At 72.9% G+C, this 24,228-nt stretch carries 20 protein-coding genes; 10 read left to right on the top strand and 10 right to left on the bottom strand.

What is annotated here, in order from left to right:
• The first annotated feature begins 34 nt into the window (after nucleotides 1–34).
• The gene (locus ACOBQU_RS12560; protein WP_423626660.1) at nucleotides 35–1,363 is read left to right on the top strand and encodes an FtsW/RodA/SpoVE family cell cycle protein; all 1,329 of its coding nucleotides are present in this window, start codon (nucleotides 35–37) and stop codon (nucleotides 1,361–1,363) included.
• Nucleotides 1,360–2,817: a penicillin-binding transpeptidase domain-containing protein gene (locus ACOBQU_RS12565; RefSeq protein WP_423626662.1), complete on the top strand. Its 1,458-nt coding sequence runs from the start codon at nucleotides 1,360–1,362 to the stop codon at nucleotides 2,815–2,817. The genes ACOBQU_RS12560 and ACOBQU_RS12565 overlap by 4 nt, the downstream gene beginning before the upstream one ends.
• Nucleotides 2,818–2,957: 140 nt before the next feature.
• On the opposite strand, the gene ACOBQU_RS12570 is transcribed toward ACOBQU_RS12565, so the two are convergent.
• The gene (locus tag ACOBQU_RS12570; RefSeq protein ID WP_423626664.1) at nucleotides 2,958–4,061 is read right to left on the bottom strand and encodes a ferritin-like domain-containing protein; all 1,104 of its coding nucleotides are present in this window, start codon (nucleotides 4,059–4,061) and stop codon (nucleotides 2,958–2,960) included.
• A gap of 315 nt (nucleotides 4,062–4,376) precedes the next feature.
• On the opposite strand from ACOBQU_RS12570, the gene ACOBQU_RS12575 reads away from it, so the two are divergent.
• The 4 genes from ACOBQU_RS12575 to ACOBQU_RS12590 all read left to right on the top strand — a co-directional run bounded on the left by ACOBQU_RS12575 (nucleotide 4,377) and on the right by ACOBQU_RS12590 (nucleotide 8,250).
• On the top strand, nucleotides 4,377–5,315 hold the full coding sequence (locus tag ACOBQU_RS12575; protein WP_423626666.1) for an AurF N-oxygenase family protein: 939 nt from the start codon (nucleotides 4,377–4,379) through the stop codon (nucleotides 5,313–5,315).
• 129 nt (nucleotides 5,316–5,444) lie between these two features.
• The gene (locus tag ACOBQU_RS12580) at nucleotides 5,445–6,185 is read left to right on the top strand and encodes a TetR/AcrR family transcriptional regulator (protein ID WP_423626667.1); all 741 of its coding nucleotides are present in this window, start codon (nucleotides 5,445–5,447) and stop codon (nucleotides 6,183–6,185) included.
• Nucleotides 6,182–6,457, top strand: a complete 276-nt coding sequence (locus ACOBQU_RS12585; RefSeq protein WP_423626668.1) for a hypothetical protein — start codon at nucleotides 6,182–6,184, stop codon at nucleotides 6,455–6,457. The genes ACOBQU_RS12580 and ACOBQU_RS12585 overlap by 4 nt, the downstream gene beginning before the upstream one ends.
• A gap of 644 nt (nucleotides 6,458–7,101) precedes the next feature.
• A complete protein-coding gene (locus ACOBQU_RS12590) occupies nucleotides 7,102–8,250 on the top strand; it encodes an NlpC/P60 family protein (RefSeq protein WP_423626670.1) in 1,149 nt (382 codons plus the stop codon).
• A 128-nt stretch (nucleotides 8,251–8,378) separates the two neighbouring features.
• Here the strand turns inward: ACOBQU_RS12590 and ACOBQU_RS12595 are convergent, their stop codons facing one another.
• The 5 genes from ACOBQU_RS12595 to ACOBQU_RS12615 all read right to left on the bottom strand — a co-directional run bounded on the left by ACOBQU_RS12595 (nucleotide 8,379) and on the right by ACOBQU_RS12615 (nucleotide 14,630).
• A complete protein-coding gene (locus ACOBQU_RS12595) occupies nucleotides 8,379–9,611 on the bottom strand; it encodes a styrene monooxygenase/indole monooxygenase family protein (RefSeq protein WP_423626672.1) in 1,233 nt (410 codons plus the stop codon).
• 139 nt (nucleotides 9,612–9,750) lie between these two features.
• The gene (locus ACOBQU_RS12600; RefSeq protein WP_423626673.1) at nucleotides 9,751–10,458 is read right to left on the bottom strand and encodes a GTP-binding protein; all 708 of its coding nucleotides are present in this window, start codon (nucleotides 10,456–10,458) and stop codon (nucleotides 9,751–9,753) included.
• On the bottom strand, nucleotides 10,439–10,879 hold the full coding sequence (locus ACOBQU_RS12605) for a DUF742 domain-containing protein (protein WP_423626675.1): 441 nt from the start codon (nucleotides 10,877–10,879) through the stop codon (nucleotides 10,439–10,441). Before ACOBQU_RS12605 ends, ACOBQU_RS12600 begins: the two co-directional genes overlap by 20 nt.
• Nucleotides 10,876–11,343: a roadblock/LC7 domain-containing protein gene (locus tag ACOBQU_RS12610; protein WP_423634431.1), complete on the bottom strand. Its 468-nt coding sequence runs from the start codon at nucleotides 11,341–11,343 to the stop codon at nucleotides 10,876–10,878. The genes ACOBQU_RS12605 and ACOBQU_RS12610 overlap by 4 nt, the downstream gene beginning before the upstream one ends.
• A gap of 188 nt (nucleotides 11,344–11,531) precedes the next feature.
• On the bottom strand, nucleotides 11,532–14,630 hold the full coding sequence (locus ACOBQU_RS12615) for a nitrate- and nitrite sensing domain-containing protein (protein WP_423626677.1): 3,099 nt from the start codon (nucleotides 14,628–14,630) through the stop codon (nucleotides 11,532–11,534).
• Between the two features lie 557 nt (nucleotides 14,631–15,187).
• Between ACOBQU_RS12615 and ACOBQU_RS12620 the strand changes: the two genes are divergently transcribed.
• Nucleotides 15,188–16,033, top strand: a complete 846-nt coding sequence (locus ACOBQU_RS12620) for a hypothetical protein (protein WP_423626680.1) — start codon at nucleotides 15,188–15,190, stop codon at nucleotides 16,031–16,033.
• A 331-nt stretch (nucleotides 16,034–16,364) separates the two neighbouring features.
• A complete protein-coding gene (locus ACOBQU_RS12625; RefSeq protein ID WP_423626682.1) occupies nucleotides 16,365–17,726 on the top strand; it encodes a hypothetical protein in 1,362 nt (453 codons plus the stop codon).
• A gap of 263 nt (nucleotides 17,727–17,989) precedes the next feature.
• On the opposite strand, the gene ACOBQU_RS12630 is transcribed toward ACOBQU_RS12625, so the two are convergent.
• Nucleotides 17,990–18,484: a MarR family winged helix-turn-helix transcriptional regulator gene (locus ACOBQU_RS12630; protein WP_423626684.1), complete on the bottom strand. Its 495-nt coding sequence runs from the start codon at nucleotides 18,482–18,484 to the stop codon at nucleotides 17,990–17,992.
• Nucleotides 18,485–18,798: 314 nt separating this feature from the next.
• On the opposite strand from ACOBQU_RS12630, the gene ACOBQU_RS12635 reads away from it, so the two are divergent.
• Nucleotides 18,799–19,629, top strand: a complete 831-nt coding sequence (locus ACOBQU_RS12635; protein WP_423626686.1) for a lysozyme — start codon at nucleotides 18,799–18,801, stop codon at nucleotides 19,627–19,629.
• 126 nt (nucleotides 19,630–19,755) lie between these two features.
• Here the strand turns inward: ACOBQU_RS12635 and lon are convergent, their stop codons facing one another.
• The gene (gene lon, locus ACOBQU_RS12640) at nucleotides 19,756–22,185 is read right to left on the bottom strand and encodes an endopeptidase La (RefSeq protein WP_423626688.1); all 2,430 of its coding nucleotides are present in this window, start codon (nucleotides 22,183–22,185) and stop codon (nucleotides 19,756–19,758) included.
• Between the two features lie 211 nt (nucleotides 22,186–22,396).
• Here lon and ACOBQU_RS12645 point away from each other — a divergent pair, with 211 nt between their 5' ends.
• The gene (locus ACOBQU_RS12645) at nucleotides 22,397–23,062 is read left to right on the top strand and encodes a GNAT family N-acetyltransferase (protein ID WP_423626690.1); all 666 of its coding nucleotides are present in this window, start codon (nucleotides 22,397–22,399) and stop codon (nucleotides 23,060–23,062) included.
• Nucleotides 23,063–23,085: 23 nt separating this feature from the next.
• Here ACOBQU_RS12645 and ACOBQU_RS12650 read toward each other — a convergent pair whose 3' ends face one another.
• Both ACOBQU_RS12650 and ACOBQU_RS12655 read right to left on the bottom strand, forming a co-directional pair.
• Nucleotides 23,086–23,775 carry a hypothetical protein gene (locus ACOBQU_RS12650; RefSeq protein ID WP_423626692.1) on the bottom strand — a complete coding sequence of 230 codons (690 nt, stop codon included), beginning with the start codon at nucleotides 23,773–23,775 and terminating at the stop codon, nucleotides 23,086–23,088.
• A complete protein-coding gene (locus ACOBQU_RS12655) occupies nucleotides 23,738–24,163 on the bottom strand; it encodes a PadR family transcriptional regulator (RefSeq protein WP_423626694.1) in 426 nt (141 codons plus the stop codon). The genes ACOBQU_RS12650 and ACOBQU_RS12655 overlap by 38 nt, the downstream gene beginning before the upstream one ends.
• Nucleotides 24,164–24,228 lie beyond the last annotated feature (65 nt).

Consider the following 24,228-nt stretch of genomic DNA (forward strand, 5'->3'; position numbering starts at 1 on the left):
GGACATTAGCCCCGCCGCTTGCTACGTTCCGGTCATGGAGGTCCCCGTCCCCCGGCGCCGCGGCACCGAACTCGCCCTGATCGTCGTCGCCGTGCTGCTCTCGGTCTACGGCTACTGCGACGTGGGCCTGGCCAGGAACGGCTCCGTCCCGCCCGGCGCCGCCGGTTACGGCGCCGGGCTCGGCGTCCTCGCCCTGGTCGCCCACCTGGCGGTGCGCCTGCGCGCCCCGTACGCCGACCCGCTGCTCCTGCCGATCGCCGTGCTCCTCAACGGCCTCGGCCTGGTGCTCATCTACCGGCTCGACCTGGAGACGCCCGGCGACCGGGCGGCGCCCACCCAGCTCGTCTGGTCCACGATCGGGGTCGGCCTGTTCATCGTGGTCGTCGCCCTGCTGCGCGACCACCGCACGCTCCAGCGCTACGCCTACCTGTCCGTCGCCACCGCGCTCGTCCTGATGATCGTGCCGATCTTCTTCCCCGCGGTGAACGGCGCCCGCATCTGGATCCGGTTCGGCGGATTCTCCATCCAGCCGGGCGAGTTCGCGAAGGTCCTGCTCGCGGTGTTCTACGCCAGCTACCTCGCCACGCACCGCAGGGCCCTCACCTACACCGGCCGGTCCCTGGGGCGCCGCCTGAAGCTGCCCACCGGGCGGGTGCTCGGGCCGATCGCGGCGATCTGGCTGCTCAGCGTCGGCGTCCTGGTCCTGGAGCGCGACCTCGGCACCTCGCTGCTGTTCTTCGGCCTGTTCGTGATCCTGCTGTACGTCGCCACGGGCCGCACCGGCTGGCTCGCCGTCGGGCTGCTGCTCGCCGCGGTCGGCGCGTTCGCCGTCGGCTCGCTCGAACCCCACGTACACAGCCGGGTCGCCGACTGGCTGCACCCCTTCGCGTCCATCGACGCGGGCCGGGGCCCCGGTCAGCTCGCGCAGTCACTGTTCGCGTTCGCCGCGGGCGGGCTGCTCGGCACCGGGCTCGGGCTCGGGCACTCCATCCTCATCGGCTTCGCCGCGAAGTCCGACTTCGTCCTCGCCACGGCGGGCGAGGAGCTGGGCCTCGCCGGGCTCACGGCGATCTTCCTGCTGTACGCGCTGGTGGTGGAGCGCGGGTTCCGGGCCGGGCTCGCGCTGCGGGACCCCTTCGGGCGGCTGCTCGCCGTGGGGCTCGCCTCGATCGTGGCGCTCCAGGTGTTCGTGATCGCGGGCGGCGTCACCGGGCTCATCCCGCTAACCGGGATGGCGATGCCGTTCCTCGCGCAGGGCGGCTCGTCCGTCGTCACCAACTGGATCATCGTGGCGCTGCTCATCCGGATCAGCGACGCGGCGCGCACGGCGGTGCCACGCGTGCGGGAGGCGGTCTCCTCGTGACCCAGTACATCCGCCACGCCGCCGCGTTCTGCGCGCTGCTGCTGCTCGCCCTGCTCGTCAACGCCACCCGCGTCCAGGTCATCGACGCGGGCGCCCACGACGACAACCCGGCCAACCGCCGCCAGGCCATCGCCCGCTTCGGCCAGGCGCGCGGCGACATCCTGGTGGACGGCCGCCCCGTCACCGGCTCCAAGGACACCGGCGAGCAACTGCGCTACGAACGCACCTACAAGAACGGCCCGCTGTACGCGCCGGTGACCGGCTTCGCCTCGCAGGTGTACGGCACGACGTTCCTGGAGCACGCCGAGGACCCCGTGCTCTCCGGCACCGACCCGATGCTCGCGCCCCTTCCGCTGTGGAACGACCTCACCCGCTCCCGCAACCCCGGCGGCGACGTCGCCACCACCATCAGGGCCGCCGTGCAGCGCGCCGCCTACGCCGGGCTCGGCGGCAAGAAGGGCGCCGTGGCCGCGCTCGAACCGGCCACCGGCCGCATCCTCGCCCTCGTCTCCACGCCGTCGTACGACCCCGAGTCCCTCGCGGGCACGGGCCGCTCCGTGACGGCGGCCTGGGCCCGGCTGAACGCCGACCCCGACAAGCCGATGCTCAACCGGGCGCTGCGGCAGACCTATCCGCCCGGCTCCACGTTCAAGGTGGTGACGGCCGCCGCCGCGCTGGACTCCGGCGAGGTCACCGACCTCGACGCGCCCACCGACTCCCCCGACCCGTACACCCTGCCCGGCACCCGCACCAGCCTGTCGAACGAGGTCGAGGGCTGTACGGACGCGAGCCTGCGGTACGCCTTCCAGTGGTCCTGCAACACCGTGTTCGCCAAGCTCGGCGCCGACACCGGGCTCGCCGCGCTCGCGGAGACGGCGGCGAGGTTCGGCTTCAACGACCCCGGTCTGAAAGTGCCGTCGGCCGTCGCCACCAGCACCTTCGACACCTCCATGGACCGCGCCCAGCTCGCCCTGTCCGCCATCGGCCAGTACGACACGCGCGCCACGCCCCTCCAGATGGCGATGGTCGCGGCGGCCGTCGCCCAGGGCGGCTTCGTCCGGGCGCCGCACCTGGTGGACCGGACCACGACGGCGGGCGGCACCACGGTGTCCTCGACGCACGCCGACACCCGGTACCAGGCCATGAACCCCGGCACGGCCATGCGGCTGCGGGAGCTGATGACCGACGTCGTCGAGCGGGGCACCGGCCGCAACGCCGCGCTCCCCGGCGTGACTGTCGGCGGCAAGACCGGCACCGCCCAGCACGGGCTCGGCAACACCGGCACCCCCTACGCCTGGTTCATCTCCTGGGCGCAGCGGCCGGGCGACGCGGATGCCGCGGTGGCGGTGGCGGTGGTGGTGGAGGAGGCCGCGACGGAGCGTTCTGACATCAGCGGGGGCGGGAGCGCGGCGCCGGTGGCTCGCGCGGTGATGCGGGCAGCGCTCGGCGACTAGCCCTCGCGGGGGGCGCCCCGCCGCATCCATCAGCGCGCTCCGCGCGCGGGCACCCCTTCCCGAAACCATGGGGCTCCGCCCCCTGGCACCCCCGAAGATCGGCCTGGCGGCCTCGTCCTCAAACGCCGGACGGGCTGGATTCAGTCACCCGCCGCAGCGATCGTGTGGTGGACCTCCGCCACGCGCTCCCGCTCCTCCCGGGCGAACCGCTCCGCGTCCAGGCGTTCCGCGACCTCCTCGTCCTCGGCCATCAGCGCGTCCAGGCTGGCGTCCCCCATCTCCAGGACCCCCATGTCGACATAGGCGCGCTGGAGGCGCTCGCCCCACAGGCCGATGTCCTTGACGCAGGGCACGATCCGGCTGAACAGCAGCTTCCGGAACAGCCGCAGGTTCTCGGAGCGCTCGCTGCACTCCTCGGCCTCCGCGCGGGGCACGCCGAAGTTCTCCAGGACCTCCACGCCCCGCAGCCGGTCCCGCATCAGATAGCAGCCCTCGATGACGAACTCCTCGCGCTCGCGCAGTTCGGCGTCGCTGAGCTGCCGGTAGTGGTCGCGCAGCGCCATCCGTCCGAAGGCCACGTGCCGGGCCTCGTCCTGCATGACGTACGCGAGGATCTGCTTCGGCAGCGGCTTGTCGGTGGTGTCGCGGATCAGGCCGAACGCGGCGAGGGCGAGGCCCTCGATGAGCACCTGCATGCCGAGGTAGGGCAGGTCCCAGCGGGAGTCCCGCAGCGTGTCGCCGAGGAGGGCCTTAAGGCTGTCGTTGACCGGGTAGAGCAGGCCGACCTTCTCGTGCAGGAAGCGGCCGTAGATCTCGGCGTGCCGGGCCTCGTCCATGGTCTGGGTGGCGGAGTAGAACTTGGCGTCGAGGTCCGGCGCCGACTCCACGATCCGCGCCGCGCAGACCATCGCGCCCTGCTCGCCGTGGAGGAACTGGCTGAACTGCCAGGAGGCGTAGTGCCTGCGCAGCTCGCCGCGCTCGCGCGCCGACATCCGGTCCCAGTACCGCGTGCCGTACAGCGACAGGGCCTCGTCGGGGGTGCCGAGCGGGTCGAACGGGTCGACCTCCAGGTCCCAGTCGATGCGCCTGGCACCGTCCCACTGCTTGTCCTTGCCCTTCTGGTACAGGTTCAGCAGGCGCTCGCGGCCGTCGTCGTACTCCCAGGTGAAGCGGGCGGCGCCGGTGGCGGGCACCTGCCAGCCGGGGCTTTCCTGTGCCGAGGTGTACAGGTCACGCGTCGACATGGGCGGCTCCTCGCGGGTGTCGGCGGCCCCAGGCGTGGTGGGTCTGTCCGGGCGACCGCCGCGAAGGGTGGCTGAGGGGCAGGCTCACACGGTGGTAGACGCCGGGTCAACAAGTCGTGCGCAAGGGATTGACGACCTTGCTGACACGCAGTCTTATAAGAGGTGACCGCCGGTAACTCACTGGGGATGCCCCGGAGAACGCCCGAAGGGCCCCACCAGGGCGCTCGCCAGAGCCCTCGCCGTGGCGCTCGCCAGGGACCTGGCCGGGGCACTCGAACAGCACGCAGCAGCGCACAACAGGAGCAGGAGACCCTCATGACGACCGTGACCGAAGACAGCGAACTCTCGGGTCTGCGGGACGCGCTCGGCCTGCTCAAGGACCGCGAACAGGTGGCCGTGCGCCTCCTGGAGTCGTCCGCGCGGCACTCCTTCGACCCGGACAAGGAGCTCGACTGGGACGCCCCCGCCGAGGACGGCAAGTGGTTCTGGCCGCCGGAGCTCGTCTCGCTCTACGACACCCCGCTGTGGAAGCGCATGTCCGAGGAGCAGCGCTTCGACCTCGCCCGGCACGAGGCCGCCTCGCTCGCCTCGCTGGGCATCTGGTTCGAGATCATCCTGATGCAGATGCTCGTACGGCACATCTACGACAAGTCCGTGACCAGCGCGCACGTGCGGTACGCGCTCACGGAGATAGCCGACGAGTGCCGCCACTCCATGATGTTCGCCCGCATGATCCAGAAGAACGGCGCGCCGACGTACCCCGTCTCGCGCCTCAACCACAACCTCGGCCGGATCCTGAAGACCGTCTCCACCACCCCCGGCTCGTTCGCCTGCACGCTGCTCGGCGAGGAGATCCTCGACTGGATGCAGCGCCTGACGTTCCCCGACGAGCGGGTGCAGCCGTTGGTGCGCGGCGTGACCCGCATCCACGTCGTGGAGGAGGCCCGCCACGTGCGGTACGCGCGTGAGGAGCTGCGGCGCCAGATGGTGACCGCGCCGCGCTGGGAGCGGGAGCTGACCCGCATCAGCAGCGGCGAGGCGGCCCGCGTCTTCTCCATCGCCTTCGTCAACCCGCAGGTCTACTCCGACGTGGGCCTCGACCGCCGTGAGGCCGTGGCGCAGGTCAAGGCGAGCGGCCACCGCCGGGAGGTCATGCAGACCGGGGCGAAGCGGCTCACCGACTTCCTGGACGACATCGGGGTGCTGCGGGGTGTCGGCCGCAGGCTGTGGCGGTCGTCGGGGCTGCTGGCGTAGGCGGCCGGACCGGCGGGAGGCGGGGCGCGGGCGGGACGGCCGGAGGCGGGGCGCGGGCGAGTGGTTTCCCGCCGTTCGCCCCGGTCCGCGCCGGTCCGTACGCACGGCGGCGCGGTTACGCTGCCGGGCATGACCGCAGCCGTAGGGCACACCCGCGCGTACCGGCGTCTGACCGTCGAGGAGCGGCGCAGCCAGCTGCTCGCCGCCGCCCTGTCCCTGTTCGCGCACCGGGCGCCCGAGGAGGTCTCCCTCGACGACGTCGCCGAGGCCGCCGGGGTCTCGCGCCCGCTCGTCTACCGCTACTTCCCCGGCGGCAAGCAGCAGTTGTACGAGGCCGCGCTGCGGTCGGCGGCCGACGAGCTGGAGCAGTGCTTCGCCGAGCCGCAGGACGGCCCGCTCACGCGGCGCCTGGGGCGGGCCCTGGACCGCTACCTCGCCTTCGTCGACGAGCACGACGCCGGGTTCAGCGCGCTGCTCCAGGGCGGCAGCGTCGTGGAGACCTCGCGGACCACCGCCATCGTCGACGGCGTGCGCCGGTCCGCGGCCCGGCACATCCTGGCCCACCTCGACCTGGCCGAGGCGCCGGGGCCGCGCCTGCGGATGATGGTCCGGACGTGGATCACCTCGGTCGAGGCGGCCTCGCTCATCTGGCTCGACGAGGACAAGCGGCCGCCCGCCGGTGAGCTGCGGGACTGGCTGGTCGAGCAGTTCGTGGCCCAGATCGCGGCGACCGCCGGGCGCGACGCCCAGACCGCGGACGCCGTGCGGCGGGCCCTGCGCCTGGAGCGGGCCGACGGGCCCGTGGGCGAGCTGGCCCGGCGGGTGCTGCCGGTGGTGGCTCAGGCGTGCGGGGGGACACTGGGGGCGTGAAGAGTGAAGACACCCCCTTCGTGGGCGGCCCGCTGGACGGCCGCGTTCTGCCGGTGCTCCTCGGGGCCACCGGGCATCCGCCGAAGGTCTACCGCGTGCCGGTTCCCGACGAGGGGGGCGGGGAGCCGACCGTGCTCGTCTACCGCCGGGTGGCCGCGGGCCCCGTTCGCCGGGTGGGGCTGCATCCGGGGTGGCGGTACGAGTACGACCCCGACGGCGACGCCGGTTCCGGAGGGTTCCGGGACCTGAAGTGGCCCTGGTCCCACCGCTGACGCTGGCGGGGGCGCCCTGTGCCGCCGCCCTCACCGGCACTCCCCGCCTGCCCCTCGGTCCCACCCACCCGCCCCCATCGCGCTCCGCGCTCGTCCTCAAACGCCGGACGGGCTTGAAACCCCCGCGCCCCCGCCACCACCTCCCCGCCCGGCTTTTCCCCCGCCCGCCTACCCCTTTGTCCCACCCACCCGCCCCCTCCGGGGCGGGTGGGTGGGATCCAGCCCGCCCGGCGTTTGAGAACGAGCGCGCAGCGACGTCACCAGCCCGCCCGGCCTTCGAGGGCGAGCGCGTCAGCGCGACAGATCCAGCCAGCCCGCAGGCTGACGGGCGAGTGCGCGGTGCGGGGAATTGAGCCCGTCCGGCGTTTGAGGACGAGCGCGCAGCGCGATGATTCAGCCCGTCCGGCGATTGAGGACGAGCGCGGAGCGCGATGAACGGGGGTGCCAGGGGGCTGGCCCCCTGGTTTCGGTGAAGGGGTGGGACTGGGGCGCACCGCGAGGCACACGCAACCCGCCACTCCGCCACCCCCCAAGACGAGTGACCCCGCTCCGCCAACCGCCCACCCCCGGCAGGCGAACCCCCCGCCACCCCCGAATGCTCGGCGATGCGCGCCGGAAGTCCCGCCGCGCCCGGAGGTGACGACATGTCAGGAAGACTCCTGCGCTGGGCCTGCACCGGCTCCGCCCTCACCGCCCTCACCACCCTGGCGACCCTCGCCCCACCGGCCACCCACGCCGCCCCCGGCCCAGGCCCCGGCCCCGGCGACCGCCCGGTGGCCGAACTCCTGACGGACCTTCAGCGCCTGTACCGCCAGGCCGAGGAGTCCACCGAGACGTACAACACCACCGACGAGAAGCTGAAGGCACGGCGCCGCGAGGCCGCCGACCTCGAACGGCGCCTGGACACCGCCCGCGCCTCGGCCGGCGCCAGCAGGAGCGCGGCGGGCCGCCTCGCCCGCCAGCAGTACCAGAACGGCAGCGTGGCGATCCCCGCGTACGTCCGTCTGCTGCTGGCCCGCGACCCGCAGGGCGCCCTGGACCAGCGCCATGTGCTGCGCCGCGCCTCGGCGGACCGCGCCGCAACCGTCAACCGGCTCGTCGCCGACGAGCGGCGGGCCCGGGAACTCGCCGAGCGGGCCCGGCGGGCCCTGGCCGCCCAGGAGTCCCTGGCCCGACGCCAGAAGCAGGCCCGCGACTCGGTGCGCGCCCGTCTCAAGGAGGTCGAGGAACTTCTCGCCTCGCTCACCCCGGAACAACTGGCCGCGCTCGGCCGGGCCGAGGACGACGGGGCCACCAGGGCGCAGCGCGAGTTCGTCGCGTCGGGCGCGCTCGGGGCGCCCGGAGCGCGGCGCGCGCCGTCCGAGCGGGGCGCGCGGGCGCTGCGGTACGCCGTGGAGCAGATCGGCAAGCCGTACGTGTGGGGCGCGGAGGGGCCGTCGGCGTACGACTGCTCCGGGCTCACCCAGCGGGCCTGGCGGGTCGGCGGCCGGGGCATTCCCCGGACCAGCCAGGAGCAGTGGGCCCGGTTGCCGCGGGTGCCGCTGCGGGAGCTGCGGCCCGGGGACCTGGTGGTGTACTTCCCCCGGGCCACGCATGTCGCCCTCTACCTCGGCGACGGGCTCGTCGTGCACGCCCCGCGCCCCGGGGCGCGGGTGAAGGTGTCGCCGGTGGGAGCCAATCCGGTACGGGGGGCCGTGCGGCCCGACCCCGGGGGTCCGGTGGCGGAGGAGTGGCGGCCGCCGCGGCTGCCGGACGGGGCGCGCGAGGGCACGGACACGGGCTGGTCGGGCTGACCCCACCCGCGCCAAGGTGGCGCGGGGAGAGCCGACGGCGGGGGGACGGCAGGCGTTCCAGCCCGTCCGGCGTTTGAGGACGAGCGCGGAGCGCGATGAGGGCGGGCGGGTGGGTGGGAGGAAGAGGGTCACCCCGCCACGGATGACAGATAGGCCCCGGCCGCCTCCGCGTCGTAGAAGAAGTCCTCGAAGTCCGCCGGGTCGTTGAACCCGTTGGCGAACCGGTCGGCGACCGCCTGGTGCTCGACCCCGGCCCCCAGCAGCGCGAGCACGTGCTCGGCGGGGGGAGCCAGCATCGTGTTGGTCCACTTCGTCACGTGCCGCGCGGTCGCCCAGTACCGCTCGAACGTGGCCCGCATCCACTCCTCGTCGAACGGCCGGTCCCCGTGGGAGACGATCGAGTCGAGGTACGACGCGGCGCACTTGGAGGCGGAGTTGGAGCCCTGCCCGGTGATCGGGTCGTTGGCGACGACGACGTCGGCGACGCCGAGGACCAGGCCGCCGCCGGGCAGGTGCCCCACGGGCTTGCGCACGGTCGGGGCGTAGCGCCCGGCCAGGGTGCCGCCCTCGTCCGTCAGCTCGACCTTCGTGGCGCGGGCGTACTCCCAGGGCAGGAACTTCTCCAGGAGTTCGAGGGTCAGCGCGAGGTGTTCGTTGGGGTCCTTGACGCCCTGGAAGACGTCGAGCGGGCCGCCGGGGATGCCCTCCCAGAAGAGGATGTCGGCGCGGCCGGACGTGGTGAGCGTCGGCATCACGAACAGTTCGCCCACGCCGGGCACCAGGTTGCAGCGGACCGCGTCGAACTCCGGGTGCTCGGGGCGCGGGCCGAGCCCGTGGACGTACGCCACCGACAGGGCCCGCTGCGGCGCGTCGTACGGCGAGCGCTCCGCGTCCCGCTCGAACATCGACACCAGCTCGCCCTTGCCCGCCGCCACCAGGACCAGGTCGTAGGTGCGGGAGAAGTAGTCCAGGTCGCCGACGGCCGCGCCGTGGATGACGAGCTGACCGCCGCGCTGCGCGAAGGTCTCCATCCACCCGGCCATCTTCACGCGCTGGTCGACGGACTGGGCGTACCCGTCGAGCCTGCCCACCCAGTCGATCACGCGGGCGGAGTCGGGGCCCGCGACGGAGACGCCGAGGCCCTCGATGTTCGGGGCCTGGGACTCCCAGAAGTTCAGGCCGAGGTCGCGCTCGTGCTGGAGCGCGGTGTGGAACATGCACTGGGTCGACATGACCCGGCCCGCACGGATCTCGTCCGCCGTGCGGTTGGACATCAGCGTCACCTCGTACCCCTGCGACTGGAGTCCGAGCGCGATCTGGAGTCCCGACTGCCCGGCTCCGACGATGAGTATCTTCCGCATTACGTCCTTCTCCTCACTCAGATCACTCGTGTCACTGACACCACTCGTGTCACTCACGTCGGTCATGGCGGCAGGCGGCGCCTCCGTCACTCGGGTCACACCAGAGCACCCACGGCACCGGGTTCCGGGCCGCCCCCGCCTACTCGGGCGTCACGTCCAGCGCGTGCCCGACCAGGGCCAGCAGTGACTCGATCACGGGGATCCGCTTCCGGGCGTCCATGATCAGGACGGGTATCCGGGGCGCCACCGTCAGCGCCTCGCGGACGTCCTCCGCCTCGTACCGCTCGCTGCCCTCGAAGTGGTTGACCGCCACCACGTACGGCAGCCCGCAGCTCTCGACGTAGTCGAGCGCGGGGAAGCAGTCGCTCAGGCGGCGCGTGTCGGCGAGGACGACCGCGCCGATCGCGCCCCGCATGAGGTCGTCCCACATGAACCAGAACCGCTGCTGCCCGGGCGTGCCGAACAGGTACAGGACGAGGTCGTCGTCGAGCGTGATGCGGCCGAAGTCCATGGCGACCGTGGTCGTGGTCTTGGCCGGGGTCGGGCCGAGGTCATCGGTGTCGGCGCTGGCCTGCGTCATCAGCGCCTCGGTCTGGAGCGGCCGGATCTCGGACGCGGTCGTGACGAGGGTCGTCTTGCCCACGCCGAAGCCGCCCGCGATCACGATCTTCGCGGCGGTGGGGGCCCGCGACAGGTCGGTCTGCCAGGCGCGCGGTTCGCCCTCGGCGTCGGCGCCCGGACCGGCGGCGCCCGGTCCGGCGGCGCCCGGTCCGGCGGCGCCCGGTCCGGCGGCGGGACCGCCGGGGAACGCGTTCAGTCCGTCGCGGTCAGAGACGGCGGAGTCCACTCAGCACCCTTTCGAGCAGTGCGCGGTCCGGCTGGCGCGGGCCGTCGCCCGTCCCGTACACGCGGATCTTTCCCTGGTCGGCGAGGTCGCTGAGGAGAACGCGGACCACGCCCAGCGGCATCTTCAACAGCGCGGAGATCTCCGCGACCGTACGCATCCGGCGGCAGAGTTCGACGATGGCCCGCATCTCCGGCATCACCCGGGAGCTGAGCGTCACATCGCCCCGCTCCAACTCGGGCCGCTCCTCCGCGGCTTCGAGCACCGGGTACGCGGCCACGAACGTCTCCACGAGCAGCACGTGCCCGAAGCGGGTGCGGCCCCCGGTGAGCGAGTAGGGGCGCACCCGGGCGGGCTTGCGGTCCGCGCCCCGCACCGGAAGCCTCGGTGCCGTCCCTGGCCTGCCCGGCGGCGCCGTGCTCATTCCGCCCGCTCCATCGACTCGCGCAGCTCGCTGCGGAGTTCGGGCGTCAGGACGTGTCCGGCGCGGCCGACGAACAGCGCCATGTGGTACGCCACGACGGTCATGTCGCAGTCGGGCGTCGCGTGCACGCCGAGCAGCGAGCCGTCGCTGATCGCCATCACGAACAGGCTGCCCTCGGCCATCGCGACGACCGTCTGCTTGACCGTTCCTCCGTCCATCAGCTGGGCGGCGCCCAGGGTGAGGCTGCCGAGCCCGGACACCACGGTGGCCAGGTCGGCGCTGGAGCCCCGGGGCCCGGCCGGGCTCAGCGACGGGCGGCGCTCGGCGTTGCGGACCGGGTCGGAGGACAGCAGCAGCAGGCCGTCGGACGAGACGACGGCGACGGAGAGGATGCCGGGGACCTCCTCGACGAGGTTGGTGAGCAGCCAGTGCAGGTTGCGGGCCTCGCTGCTCAGGCCGTGCACCGTGGGTTCGGCGGCCGCCTCGGACCCTTCCGCTGGTCGTTCGGCGTCGTCGGACTCGGGCTCGGGCTCGGTCCGCACGGGCGCGCCGGGCTCGGCGGACCCAGCGGACTCAGCGGACCCGGTGGACCCGGCGGACTCGGCGGGTTCTGCGGACTCGACGGAAGAACCGGGCGTGCGCATGGGCACAGTCAACTGCTTGCCTCCTCGACTGGGTCCCCCGGAACATCTGCGGTACTCGCGGTGCGTGCGGCGCTCTCGGTGCCCGCGGCGGCACCCTCGGCTCGGCGGCTCTCGGCGAGTTCCGCCTCGACGTCGCGCCGTCCGCTCCTGGCCCCCTTCTGGAACCCGCCGAGGCGGCGCCGCAGGTCCTCGGCGTCGACGGACGTGCTCCGAGGCCCGGGGGCGGTCCCGGCGATCGGGCTGATCCTCGGGGTCCGCTTGGGCAGGCCCTTGGCGGTGTAGACCTGCGGGCCCGGCTCCGTGGCCGCGACGGTGTCCTCCGTCGCTCCCGGCGTCCTCGGCGCGGCACTCGACTCCGTACGGGGTGTCGTACCGGGTGTCGTACGGGGTTCCGTAGGCGGCTCCGTACGGGGTTCCGCACCGGATTCCGTACGGCGGAGTTCCGCACCGGATTCCGTACGCGGCTCCGTACGCGCATCCGGAGAAACGGTCCGCTTCCCCGAAGAGGCGTCCCGCTCCCCGCTCGGGCCCTGGGGTCGCGGCGGGGTGTCCGCCTCCAGCAGGGGCTCCGGGTCCAGCAGGGCGGCGGCGCCCGACGAGGCCTCGTCCCGTGCCCGTGCCTTCGGGCGCGCCGACTGCTCCGGGCGGACCTCGTCGTCCGGCCGGGCGTGCGGCTCCGCCGCGTCGGGGTGGTCGGTCCCGACGGACGGCGCGAGCAGTTCGAGGGTCGTCTCGGCCGCGTCGATCAGGGGGTCGCGCCCCCCGAGGCGGTCGGGCAGCTCGTTGGAGTTGGCCTCGGCCTGGGAGCCCGGCAGCCGCACCCGGGGCGCCTCGCCGCGCGGGGCGGGCACCGGCGCCGGGGGCGCGTCGGTGAGGATGCCCTTCGGCAGCACGACGACCGCGGTCACGCCGCCCTGCTTCTGCTCCCGCAGCCGCACCCGCGCCCCGTGCCGGGAGGCGAGCCGGGCCACCACGTACAGGCCGAGCCCGAGGCCGTCGCCGCCCTCCTGGTCGTAGGCGTCGTCGGCGGAGAAGTCGGTGAGCCGCGCGTTGAGTTCCCGCAGCCGCTCGACGCTCGCGCCGATGCCCTCGTCCTGCACGGAGAGCATGACCTCGCCGTTCTCCAGGAGCCACCCGGACACCTCGACGGAGGACTCGGGCGGCGAGAACGACGTGGCGTTCTCCAGGAGTTCGGCCACCAAGTGGCTGATGTCGTCGGCGGCGAACCCGGCGAGGTGCGCGTGCGGCGGCAGCGCGGAGATGCGGACGCGCTCGTACCGCTCGATCTCGCTGACGGCGGCGCGCACGACGTCCACCAGCGGCACCGGGCCCGCGTGCTGGTGGCCGTGGTCCGCGCCCGCGAGGACGAGGAGGTTCTCGCTGTGGCGGCGGGTGACGGTGGCCAGGTGGTCGAGCTTGAACAGCGTGGCGAGCCGGTCGGGGTCCTGCTCGCGCTCCTCCAGCTGCTCGATCACGGCCAGCTGCCGCTCGACCAGGCCGAGCGTGCGCAGCGCCAGGTTCACGAACGTGCCGTGGATGCTGCGCCGCACCCGCTCCAGGTTCGCGGCGGCCTCGGCCAGCTCGGCGCGCAGCGCGTCGCGCTCCTCGGCCAGCGCCTGCCGCGCGTCCGCCATCGTCTGGCGCTGCCCGATGAGGTGCTTGCGGTCGGCTTCGAGGGTGCTCAGCCGCTCCTGGACGGCGACGGCGTGGCCGTGCAGCGCGTTGACGGAGCGTACGACCGCCGCGAACTCGTCGTCACGGCCCTTGAACCGCACCGGCTCCTCACTGGCGGGCGCCGCGGCCACCCGGGCCGCGCCGAGGCGCAGCGCGGCGAGCGGGCGGGTGAGCGAGCGCGCCGCGCCCATGCTGACACCGACGGCCAGCAGGAGCAGGGCGCCGACGAGCGCGATCCGCAGCTCCAGGTCCGTCACGTCGTCGTCGCGCAGCCCGGCGAGGCTCTTGGTGCGGGCGGCGGCGAGCGCGTTCTCGGCGCCGCGCATGGCCTCGACGCGGGCCGACAGGGCCGTGTCCAGCTTGCCCCGGTTCAGACGCCGGTCGGCCGGGGACAGCGTGGGCTCGTCCGTGAGCCGCTCCAGGTACTGCTCGGCCGTGGTCACCTCGCTGCCGGTGACCGTCGACTCGTACGTGGCCCGGTCCTTGGCGGGCGCGGTGTCCTGGAAGTCGGCAAGCGCCGCCAGTTCGCGCACCCGCGCCTGCTGGGCGGCGGCGCTCAGGCCGTCCCTGCGCTCCCGCTGGAGCGCGGACTCGCCCGTGGTGGGCAGGCCGGTGACCGGGTCCGTGACGCCGGTGGCGGTGGGCCGGGGCACCGCGAGCGCGGCGAGCAGCAGGCCGCGGGCGGCGCCCGCCTGGTCGACGGCGTGGTCGAGGTCGGCGAGCGCGGCGGCACCGGAGCCCGCGCGCCGCGGCAGCTTCTCGGCCAGCTCCCGGCTGAGTCCGTGGAGTTCGGTGATGGCCTTCGTGTACGCCTTGTGGGCGTCCAGCGGCCCGCTCTTGCCGGTGAGCGACGCACGGCGTACGGAGCCGAGGTCCGCGAGGTCGCGGCGGAGCCCGGCGGTGACGGAGCTGTTGGTGCTGGCGTCGGCCGCCGCCGCGCGCAGTTCCTCGATCTGCCGGTCCACGCGGGCGCTGCGGCTCTCCGAGAGGCCCTTGCCGTCGGGGCGTCCGGCCGCGATGTACGCGGTGACCTCGTCGCGCTCGTCGGCCAGGGAGTGGCTGAGCGTGACGGCCCGCTGGGTCAGCTCGGAGAGCGTCACCAGGCTCTGGGAGTCGTTGAGTTGCCCGGACGCGGCCACGATGGCGGGGGCACCGGCGCCCGCCACGGCTGCGGCGACGACGGCCACGGCGACGATGAGACGGGTGCGGACGCGGGCCTTGGGGCGTGGGGGGGCTGCGGGCTTGGGGGTGGCGGGGGTGCCGGATGCGGAGCCGGGGGTGGCCGGGCCGGGGGTGGCCGGGCCGGGGGTGGCCGGGCCGGGGGTGGCCGGGCCGGGGGTGGCCGGGCCGGGGGTGCCGGAGCCGGAGCCGGGGGTGGCCGGGGTGGCTTCTGTGGGGGTGGGGGCGCCGGTGGCTCCGCCGGATCTGCGCACCGGGCCTTCCGGCGAAGGCGAGGACGAGGGCGAAGGCGCAGGCGAGGACGAGGGCGACGACGACGGCTGGGACGCGCCCTCCGCGGCAGCGGTCCCTTGATCGCCAGGGGGCGTCACGCCAGGCTCCGCCCCTCCCGGGGCCGTCTGGCTGCCTTCGCGCCGAGGCCGCATTTCTTGCACCGGTGCTCGCATTCCTGTTTTCGTCTGCCCTAGGGCCCGGGTGACGATCCGTCAACGCGAGCGCTCCCGGCCCGGATCCTGACGTTGCCAGACGATTCCAGTGCCGGTGCGCGGCAGTCTCGCATCGCCTGCCTGGCCACCTGAAGGAGTGAACATCGACTGGGAGTTGGCGGGCAAGTCACCCTGCGTGCCGTCCGGGCCGCGCGCGGTGCGTCGGTTGGACGTCCGTGGACGGCTTTGGCAGGATGCGCCGCCACACCCCGTTGGAGCCGTTGATTCCGGCCGAAATGTGATGTCCCGCGGCGGCCCGGGGGTCCGTCCGCGCCCGCCCCGCGCCCGCCCCCGGCCGCCGTGCACGGCTCGTGCAGACTGGCCGAATGCGCATCGAACTGGCCACCGAGCCCGGCGACCCGGACCGCCCCAACGAGGACTACGCATCGGTAGCACTGCCCGCGTCGGGACGGGGCGGATCGCTGGTGCTCCTCGACGGCGTGACGCCCCCGCCGGGCGATGACGGATGTCTGCATTCCGTCCCCTGGTTCACCGCCCGCCTGGGCGGCGCACTGGGTGAACTGTCCGTTTCACTCCGGGATCTGACGCTGCCTGAGATTCTGTCGGCGGCCATCGCGCGCACCGCCGACGCCCACCGCGAAACCTGTGACCTTTCTCACCCTCGCACCCCGCAGGCAACCGTGGTCCTCGCCCGGTGGGACGCGGAGCGCGTCGAGTACCTCGTCCTGTCCGACTCGGCGCTGCTCCTCGCCTCCCCCGACGGCACGGTGGACGCCGTCCTCGACCGGCGCCTCGACGAGCTGCCGCCCGCCGTCCGCGCCCTGGCCGCCGAGGCCCGGACGCTGCCGCGCGGCTCGGCCGAACGGCAGGCCAAGCGCCGGGAGTACGCGACGGCCGTCGAGGCCCTGCGGAACGCGGAGGGCGGCTTCTTCACCGCCGCCGCCGACCCCTCGGTGGCGGACCTGGCCCTCACCGGGGAGCTGCCCCGCTCCCGCGTCACCGCCCTCGCCGCGCTGACGGACGGCGCCGGTCGCTGGGTCGAGACGTTCCGCGCGGGCGGCTGGGCCGACTGCTTCGCCCTGCTGCGCAAGGACGGCCCGCACGAACTCGTGGACCGTGTACGGGAACTGGAGACCGCGGACCCGGACGGCACCGCGTTCCCTCGCGGCAAGCGGCACGACGACGCGGCGGTCGTGTACGTGCAGCTCTGACTGGCGGCGGCCCCGCAAGGCCTCCACGGCTTCGGCGGCTTCGGCGAAATTCGGCATCGCCGAGGTTTCACCGCCGCACGCCCCGGACAATACATTCACATTCTCCACTCCCCCTCATCGCGAGTTATCGCGTGTTATCGCGGGCGCCAACCGAACTGATCCCCAGGACAATTCAACTGATCCAGGTATCAGAATTCGGCTCTTGAAATCCCGTTCCGCGCCGGGGAAGGATCTGCGGAAGTTGCACGTGAGGCACACGCACGGCCGCTCTCGGCCCTGCGCCCGCGCACGGACATCGCACTGCACTAAGCACTGCACTAAGGAGAATGAAATGTCCCGGCGCATGGCGGCCATCGCGGGCTCGGCGCTCGCGGCCGCGCTGGTGCTCAGCGGCTGTGGTTCGAACGACGGCGGCGGCGGAGGCGGCAGCGGGGAAGACGGCACGGAGTCGTCCGCGGCCGAGGCGAGGGTGCTGGCCCGGATCGGCCAGCCGAAGGTGCCCGAGATGGCCGGGGCCATGGGCATGTGGACGACGGACCGGAATTTCGTCAAGACCGGCCTCAAGAACATATCCGGCTACCCTCTCGCGGGCGGAAAGTCCCAGTGGAAAGTACCCCTCAGCGGCGAGGTCTGCTGGGCGTCCCCGGAGCCGACCAAGGACGGAAAGGTCGCCATACTCTTCCAGGACGACAAGGACGACCCTTCCGTCTGCAACGAGGTCGGCGTGGTCGACCTCACCAAAGGTGAACTGCTCTGGCACAAACAGAGCCTGAACGAATACGGCAGCGCCGAGATGTTCGACGAGGTGACCATCGGCGGCGGCACGGTCGCCGCCGCGGGCACCAGCGGCGGCGCGGCCTGGAAGCTCGACGGCACCCCCCTGTGGAAGCCGTCCGACGAGGCCTGCGACATCGAGGGCTACGCGGGCGACGCCACCAAACTGCTCGCCGTCCGGGACTGCGGCGACACCGACCACCCCGAGCTCCGGGTCGAGACGGTCTCCCCGACGACACAGAAGCCGACGTCGACGTACAAGATGCCGACCGGCACCGAGTACGTCCACGTCGTGTCCCTCGACCCGCTGGTCCTGGCCGCCGACGACGGCGACGCCCAGGGCGGCAGCGGCATCTCCCAGTTCCTCACCGTCGACGACAGCGCCACCGTCGGCAAAGCGCTCAGCCGGATCGCCGTCGGCGGCGGCAAGCACGGCAAGTACACCGCGCAGTGCCCGGCCACCGAGGTCACCGGCTGCACGCGGCTCGCCGTCAGCAAGGACCGCAACGCCCTGTACCTCGCCACGTCCGACCCCGCGAACAGCACCTCCGAGGCCAAGAACGACCTGGTGTCCTTCGACCTGAGGACCGGCAAGCAGACGCGCCGCGCCCCCGGCTCCGACGCGGGCCGCCTCGTGCCGGTCGACGTCGACGAGGACGGCAGGGTCATCGCGTACCAGGAGGCCAACATCATCCGCGAGGAGGGCGGCGCCGTCTGGCAGGCCGACCCGGCCACGCTCAAGCAGCGCAAGGTCCTCCAGCACCCGTCGAGCAGCTACGAGATGGAGGCCCGCTTCGACATGGACCGCCGCGTGCTCTACGCGGGCCAGCGCCTCTACCTGGGCGCGGACCACGTGACGGAGCCGTCGAAGGTCTACAAGAAGGCCCAGCCCCTGGCCGTCGTCTTCGGCGCCAAGTAGCACCCCGAGCCGGGGCGCGGCACCCCGTGCCGCTGCCCGTACTTTTGCGGGGCCCTGGGGCGGGGTGCCCGTACCTTTCGGGACCCTGGGGCGGGGGCTGGTTCCGGGGCCCGGCGGATCCGGGGCCGGGCCCATCTGAGGCCGGGCGGGTCCGGGACCGGGCCCGACTGAGACCGAGCGGGTCCGGGGCCGGGCGCGCCCAGAGCGCCGTGTGGCAGGAGCGCGGTGGGGGCGGAGCGCGGCGCGGCTAGAGCGCGGTGTGGCTAGAGCGCGGCACGGGAGTTCAACTGGCCGAGCAGGCGGGCCAGCTCCGCGACCTCCTTCCGGTCCCACCCGGCGAGCTGCCGGACGTACCGCTCGCGCCGCGCGCTGCGCACCGTGCGGAACCGCTCGCGCCCCTCCTCCGACAGCCGCACGAGCCAGGCCCTGCCATCCGCGGGGTCCGGCTCCCGCGCGACCAGGCCCAGCTGCTCCAGCGCCCTGAGCTGTCGGCTCATCGTGGCCTTCCCGACGCCGATGAACGCCGCCAGGTCCGTGGCCCGACGCGGCCCGGTCTCGTCCAGGAACGCGAGCAGTCCGTACGCCGCGGGCTCCAGGTCGGGATGGACCTGGCGGGCCATCTCGCCGGACGACGCCCGCGCCCTGCGCAGCAGCAGCGTCAACTCCCGCTCAAGGGCGAGGAACTCGTGGTCCACACCACCGCTCGCCCCCGGCCCCTCCGCGCCGGAACGCTCCCCGTGGTCCGCGTCCTCACGCATGTCAGCACCCCTGCCGCACTTTCCCGATCCTGAAAGTTTCCGCCGACCGCGGCCATCGCCGCAGCTCGCCCAGTATTTCGCAGGCGTAGACCATCGGCGGACATCTGAGCCCCTTCCCTCCCCCGGTCTACGTGCGTAGCGTCGTTAATGACATGTTCACACCAGCCTCTGGCGTCAGGGGTTCCGACGCCATCTCCACCTGGTGCCATGTCGACCGTTCCCCCACCGAGTCCCGTGCGCCCCGGACGGCGACGAGCCCACTCACGGCCACGCCCCACGGCACACGTGACTCCTAGGCCTTTCGGAGGCACGACATGCCCGTGCAGAGACCTGCCACGTCCCGCCCCACCGCAGGCATCCTCCTCGCCGTCCTGTCCGCCCTCGCCCTGCTGCTCACCCTGCCCGGCGCCGCCCAGGCCGCCGACACCGAGGACGTCCCGCCCCGCGGCAGCGCCCGCATGGGTCAGGGCGTCATCGAGCACGACGGCCAGGGCGGCCGACCCAGCGGCGGCGGTGCCGTCCAGACGGAGGGCGTCGACGTCAGCAGCCACCAGGGCAACGTCAACTGGTCCGCCCTGTGGACCAGCGGCGTGCGCTGGGCCTACGTCAAGGCGACGGAGTCCACCTCCTACCGCAACCCCTACTTCGCCCAGCAGTACAACGGCTCGTACAACGTCGGCATGATCCGCGGCGCCTACCACTTCGCCACGCCCGACACCTCCAGCGGCGCCGCCCAGGCCAACTACTTCGTGGACAACGGCGGCGGCTGGTCCCGCGACGGCAAGACCCTGCCCGGCGCCCTCGACATCGAGTGGAACCCCTACGGCTCCGCCTGCTTCGGCAAGTCCCAGAGCGCCATGGTCAGTTGGATCCGGGACTTCCTGAACACCTACAAGGCCCGCACCGGCCGCGACGCCGTCATCTACACCGCCACCAGCTGGTGGAAGCAGTGCACGGGCAACTACGGCGGCTTCGGCTCCACCAACCCCCTGTGGATCGCGCGCTACAACACCTCCCCCGGTGAACTCCCGGCCGGATGGGGCTTCCACACCATGTGGCAGTACACCTCCTCCGGTCCGATCGTCGGCGACCACAACAAGTTCAACGGCGCCTACGACCGCGTCCAGGCTCTGGCCAACGGCTGACGGCCACCTCTCCCCCACACCCCAGCACCCCGATCCACCCGCTTGTCCTGATCCCCCTCGATGACCCGGCGTACGGCGAGGGTCCGGGGCCCACGAGCCCCCGACCCTCGCCTCCCGCCGCGTCCGTCACGCCGCGGCGGGAACCTGGGGAGCGACCTGCGTCTCAGCGGGCGTCAGCGCCAGCTCCAGGACCTGCCTCACGTCCGTCACCGCGTGCACATCGAGCTTCTCCAGGACCTCGGCGGGCACGTCGTCCAGGTCCGGCTCGTTCCGCTTGGGGATGACCACCGTGGTGATCCCCGCGCGGTGGGCGGCGAGCAGCTTCTGCTTGACGCCTCCGATCGGCAGCACCCGGCCGGTCAGCGACACCTCACCCGTCATCGCCACGTCGGTGCGGACCAGTCGGCCGCTGAGCAGCGACGCGAGGGCCGTCGTCATCGTGACGCCCGCGCTCGGCCCGTCCTTGGGGACGGCGCCCGCCGGGAAGTGGATGTGCACACCCCGGTCCTTCAGGTCGCCCACGGGCAGTTCCAGTTCCGCGCCGTGCGAGCGCAGGAAGGAGAGCGCGATCTGCGCCGACTCCTTCATCACGTCACCCAGCTGCCCGGTGAGCGTCAGTCCGGCCGCCCCCGTCTCCGGGTCGGCGAGCGAGGCCTCGACGAACAGCACGTCGCCACCCGCTCCGGTCACCGCGAGTCCCGTCGCCACACCAGGCACCGCCGTGCGCCGCTCCGCCGGGTCCTGCGCGGACTCCGGCACGTGGTGCGGGCGCCCGATCAGGCCGCGCAGCTCGTCGGCGCCGACCGTGAACGGAAGCTCCCTGTCGCCCAGTTCGTGCTGGGCCGCGACCTTGCGCAGCAGCCGCGCGACGGCCCGCTCCAGGTTGCGCACGCCCGCCTCGCGCGTGTACTCCCCGGCGAGCTTGCGCAGCGCGCCCTCGTCGATGGTCACCTCGCCCTCGCCGAGCCCGGCCCGGTCGAGCTGGCGCGGCACCAGGTGGTCACGGGCGATGACGATCTTCTCGTCCTCGGTGTAACCGTCCAGCCGGACCAGCTCCATGCGGTCGAGCAGCGCCTCGGGGATGGCCTCCAGAACGTTCGCCGTGGCCAGGAACACCACGTCGCTCAGGTCGAGCTCGACCTCCAGGTAGTGGTCGCGGAAGGTGTGGTTCTGCGCCGGGTCGAGCACTTCGAGCAGCGCGGCGGCCGGGTCGCCCCGGAAGTCGGAGCCCACCTTGTCGATCTCGTCCAGGAGAACCACCGGGTTCATCGACCCGGCCTCCTTGATGGCCCGCACGATCCGTCCCGGCAGCGCCCCCACGTAGGTGCGCCGGTGTCCACGGATCTCCGCCTCGTCCCGCACACCGCCGAGCGCGACCCGCACGAACTTGCGCCCCATGGCGTGCGCCACCGACTCACCGAGCGAGGTCTTGCCGACGCCGGGCGGCCCGACGAGCGCGAGCACGGCACCGCCGCGCCTGCCGCCCACGACTCCCATGCCCCGGTCCGCGCGCCGCTTGCGCACCGCCAGGTACTCGGTGATGCGCTCCTTCACGTCCTGGAGCCCCGCGTGCTCGGCGTCCAGGACCTCCTGGGCGCCCTTGATGTCGTACGCGTCCTCGGTGCGCTCGTTCCACGGCAGCTCCAGGACGGTGTCGAGCCAGGTGCGGATCCAGGAGCTCTCGGGCGACTGGTCGCTGGCCCGCTCCAGCTTCTCGACCTCCTTGAGCGCGGCCTCCCGCACCTTCTCCGGCAGGTCCGCTGCCTCCACCCGGGAGTGGTAGTCGTCGGACTCGTCCTCGCCGTCCTGGCCGTTGAGCTCGCGCAGTTCCTTGCGCACGGCCTCCAACTGGCGCCGCAGCAGGAACTCCCGCTGCTGCTTGTCGACGCCTTCCTGGACGTCCTTGGCGATGGACTCGGCGACGTCCTGCTCCGCCAGGTGCTCCCGCAGCTGCTCGGTGGCCAGGCGCAGCCGGGCCGTCGGGTCCTCGGCCTCCAGGAGCTGGAGCTTCTGCTGGGTGGTGAGGAACGGCGAGTACCCGGAGTTGTCGGCGAGCGCCGAGACGTCGTCGATCTGCTGCACCCGGTCGACGACCTGCCAGGCGCCGCGCTTCTTCAGCCAGCTCGTGGCCAGCGCCTTGTACTCCTTGACCAGCTCTGCGGTGGCGCCGGGCAGCGGGTCCGGCGTCGTCTCCTCGACCTGGACGCCCTCCACCCACAGGGCCGCGCCGGGCCCGGTCGTGCCCGCCCCGATGCGCACCCGGCCCCGGCCGCGGATCAGCGCGCCCGGGTCACCGTCCGCGAGGCGCCCCACCTGCTCGACCGTGCCGAGCACGCCCACGCCCGCGTATGTCCCGTCGATGCGTGGAACAAGCAGCACCTGCGGCTTGCTACTGCTCCCACTGGACCGCGCGGCGGCCTGGGCCGCCTCCACCGCGGCGCGCACCTCGGCATCGGACAGGTCGAACGGCACCACCATGCCGGGCAGCACGACCTCGTCGTCGAGCGGCAGCACGGGCAGAGCGAGCGGTGTGGACGCAGTGGACTCAGCAGCCATGATCTCCCCTTCGGCATTCAAGTTGAGCTGTACCGACTCAATGCTTATGAGCCTCCGAATGTTCCCTCGGCCGTGTTCGCTCTGAGCGATCACCCCTATCGGCCTGAAATCACCGCCTCGTAATATGCACTTTCCAAATAGACCTATTACACGTGATGGCCGCACCCGCTAAGTGATCGTTACCGGTCGGCCGACGGCAGGAGGGGTGGCCGTGGAGGGCAGCGAGGTCGTACGGGCGTGGGTCGATGGCTGGGTGGTGTCGCGGGGCGCCGCGCCGCCTGTGGTGGAGCCGTGGGGCTACACGATTGATGTCGGTCTGGCGAAGCATCCGTCGCGTCATGTGTTCGGCGTGACGGACGCGGGCGCGCTGGAGGGCGATGTCCGCAAGGTCGCCGCGTCGGTGACGGGCGCGGATGTGTGGTTGAAGGTCTTTGACGCCCCGGGCCGGGTCGCCGCGTGGCTTGGCCCTGAGTGGTGGCTGGACCCGGAGGACGGGTTCCTGATGACGGTGCCGCTGGCCCGGTCGGCCGCTGAAGGTGTGGCCGTTCCGGAGGGCTATCGGCTGCGCACGTGGACGCGGGGCGGTGTCATCCGCGCCATGGTGACCACCGGGGACGGCAGTTGGGCGGCGCGCGGTCAGATCGCGCCGACGGGTCGCACGGCGGTCGCCGACCAGATCGAGACGTCGCCTGATCACCGTCGCCGGGGTCTGGGCAGCTTGGTCATGCGGACGCTGTCGACTGCGGCGTTCGAGCAGGGGGCGGAGGTCGGCGTCCTGGCGGGGACGGTGGAGGGGCGCGCGCTGTACGAGTCGTTGGGCTGGCGGGTGGAGTCCCTCCTGACGAGCGCCCGGCGTAAGGGGCCGGACGAATCCTGAGCGCCGCCCTCCGTTCGCCCGGGTCAGCCTGTCGGCGTCTCCGCCCTCTTGGCGCGGATGTCGTGGACGGCGTAGGGCAGGCCGGGCAGGAGGAACAGCAGCGTGCCCCACAGCGGCAGGTGGAACAGCGGGTCGTCACCTATGCCCCAGGAGATGAGCTGGGAGATGACGAGCGAGCTCATGCCCGCGATGACCCAGCCTCTGAATCCGAGGTTCCCCCGGCGCGTTTCCCAGGCGACCGCGGCGGCCGCCAGGACCACGTAGAACGCCACGCGGGGCGCTTCGACGGGCAGGACCAGGGACCGGTCGAGCAGGTGGGTGAGCAGCAGGAGCGCACCGAGGGCCAGCGGGGCCAGCGCCGCCATGCGCAGGGCTCGCTGCAGCAGTGGTGTGCGCGCCCGGGCCCAGGCTGCGGCGAAGGCCTTCACGTCGGGGCCGACCACGTCCTGCGGTGTCCGGCCTGCGGCGGCCGCCTCTTCCAGGTGGGCGGTGAGCTCGGCGAGCATTTCGCGCACGGAGGCGTCGTCAACGCCTCGGTACTCCCAGTTGCTGCGGCAGACCGCCAGGACGCGCTCGCGCGTCAGTGTCCCGCCGCTCTCCGCCTCCGGCGCCGCGCCTTGCCCCACCCCGTCTGGTGTCGGCGCCTTGATGCCCGTCGAGGCGTCCGTCGACTTGTCAGTCGTCGCGCTGAACTCGTTCGTCGTGCTCGTCATGTCGTGCGCCCCCCGTGTCACGATCTTGCCTGTCCGTGGTGCCTCGCAGGGTCCTGGAGACCGCCGTCGTGAAGGCGCTCCAGGTGGTGCGGCCCGCGGCCAGCTCGGCGCGGCCCGCTTCCGTGAGGCGGTAGTACTTGCGCGGCGCGCCGCCCGCGGCGGACGGCGCGCGATAGGAGTCGACGAGCCCGGCTCGCTCCATGCGGGCGAGCAAGGGATAGATGCTCCCCTCGCTCACCAGCTCGAGACCGCTCTCGGTGAGGGCTTCCACGAACTCGTAGCCATACCGAGGCCGCTCGGCGATGAGCGCGAGCAGGCACAGGTCGAGCACCCCGCGCAGTAGCTGACTGCGGCGCTGGTCGTGCGACGCAGGCAGTTCCTTTGTCATGCGGTACAAGATAGTCGAGGATTATCTTGCGGCGCAAGACTCTTTCGCGGGATTGATCGAGAAGA

Source organism: Streptomyces sp. G45, from assembly GCF_049542095.1.
GTDB lineage: Bacteria > Actinomycetota > Actinomycetes > Streptomycetales > Streptomycetaceae > Streptomyces.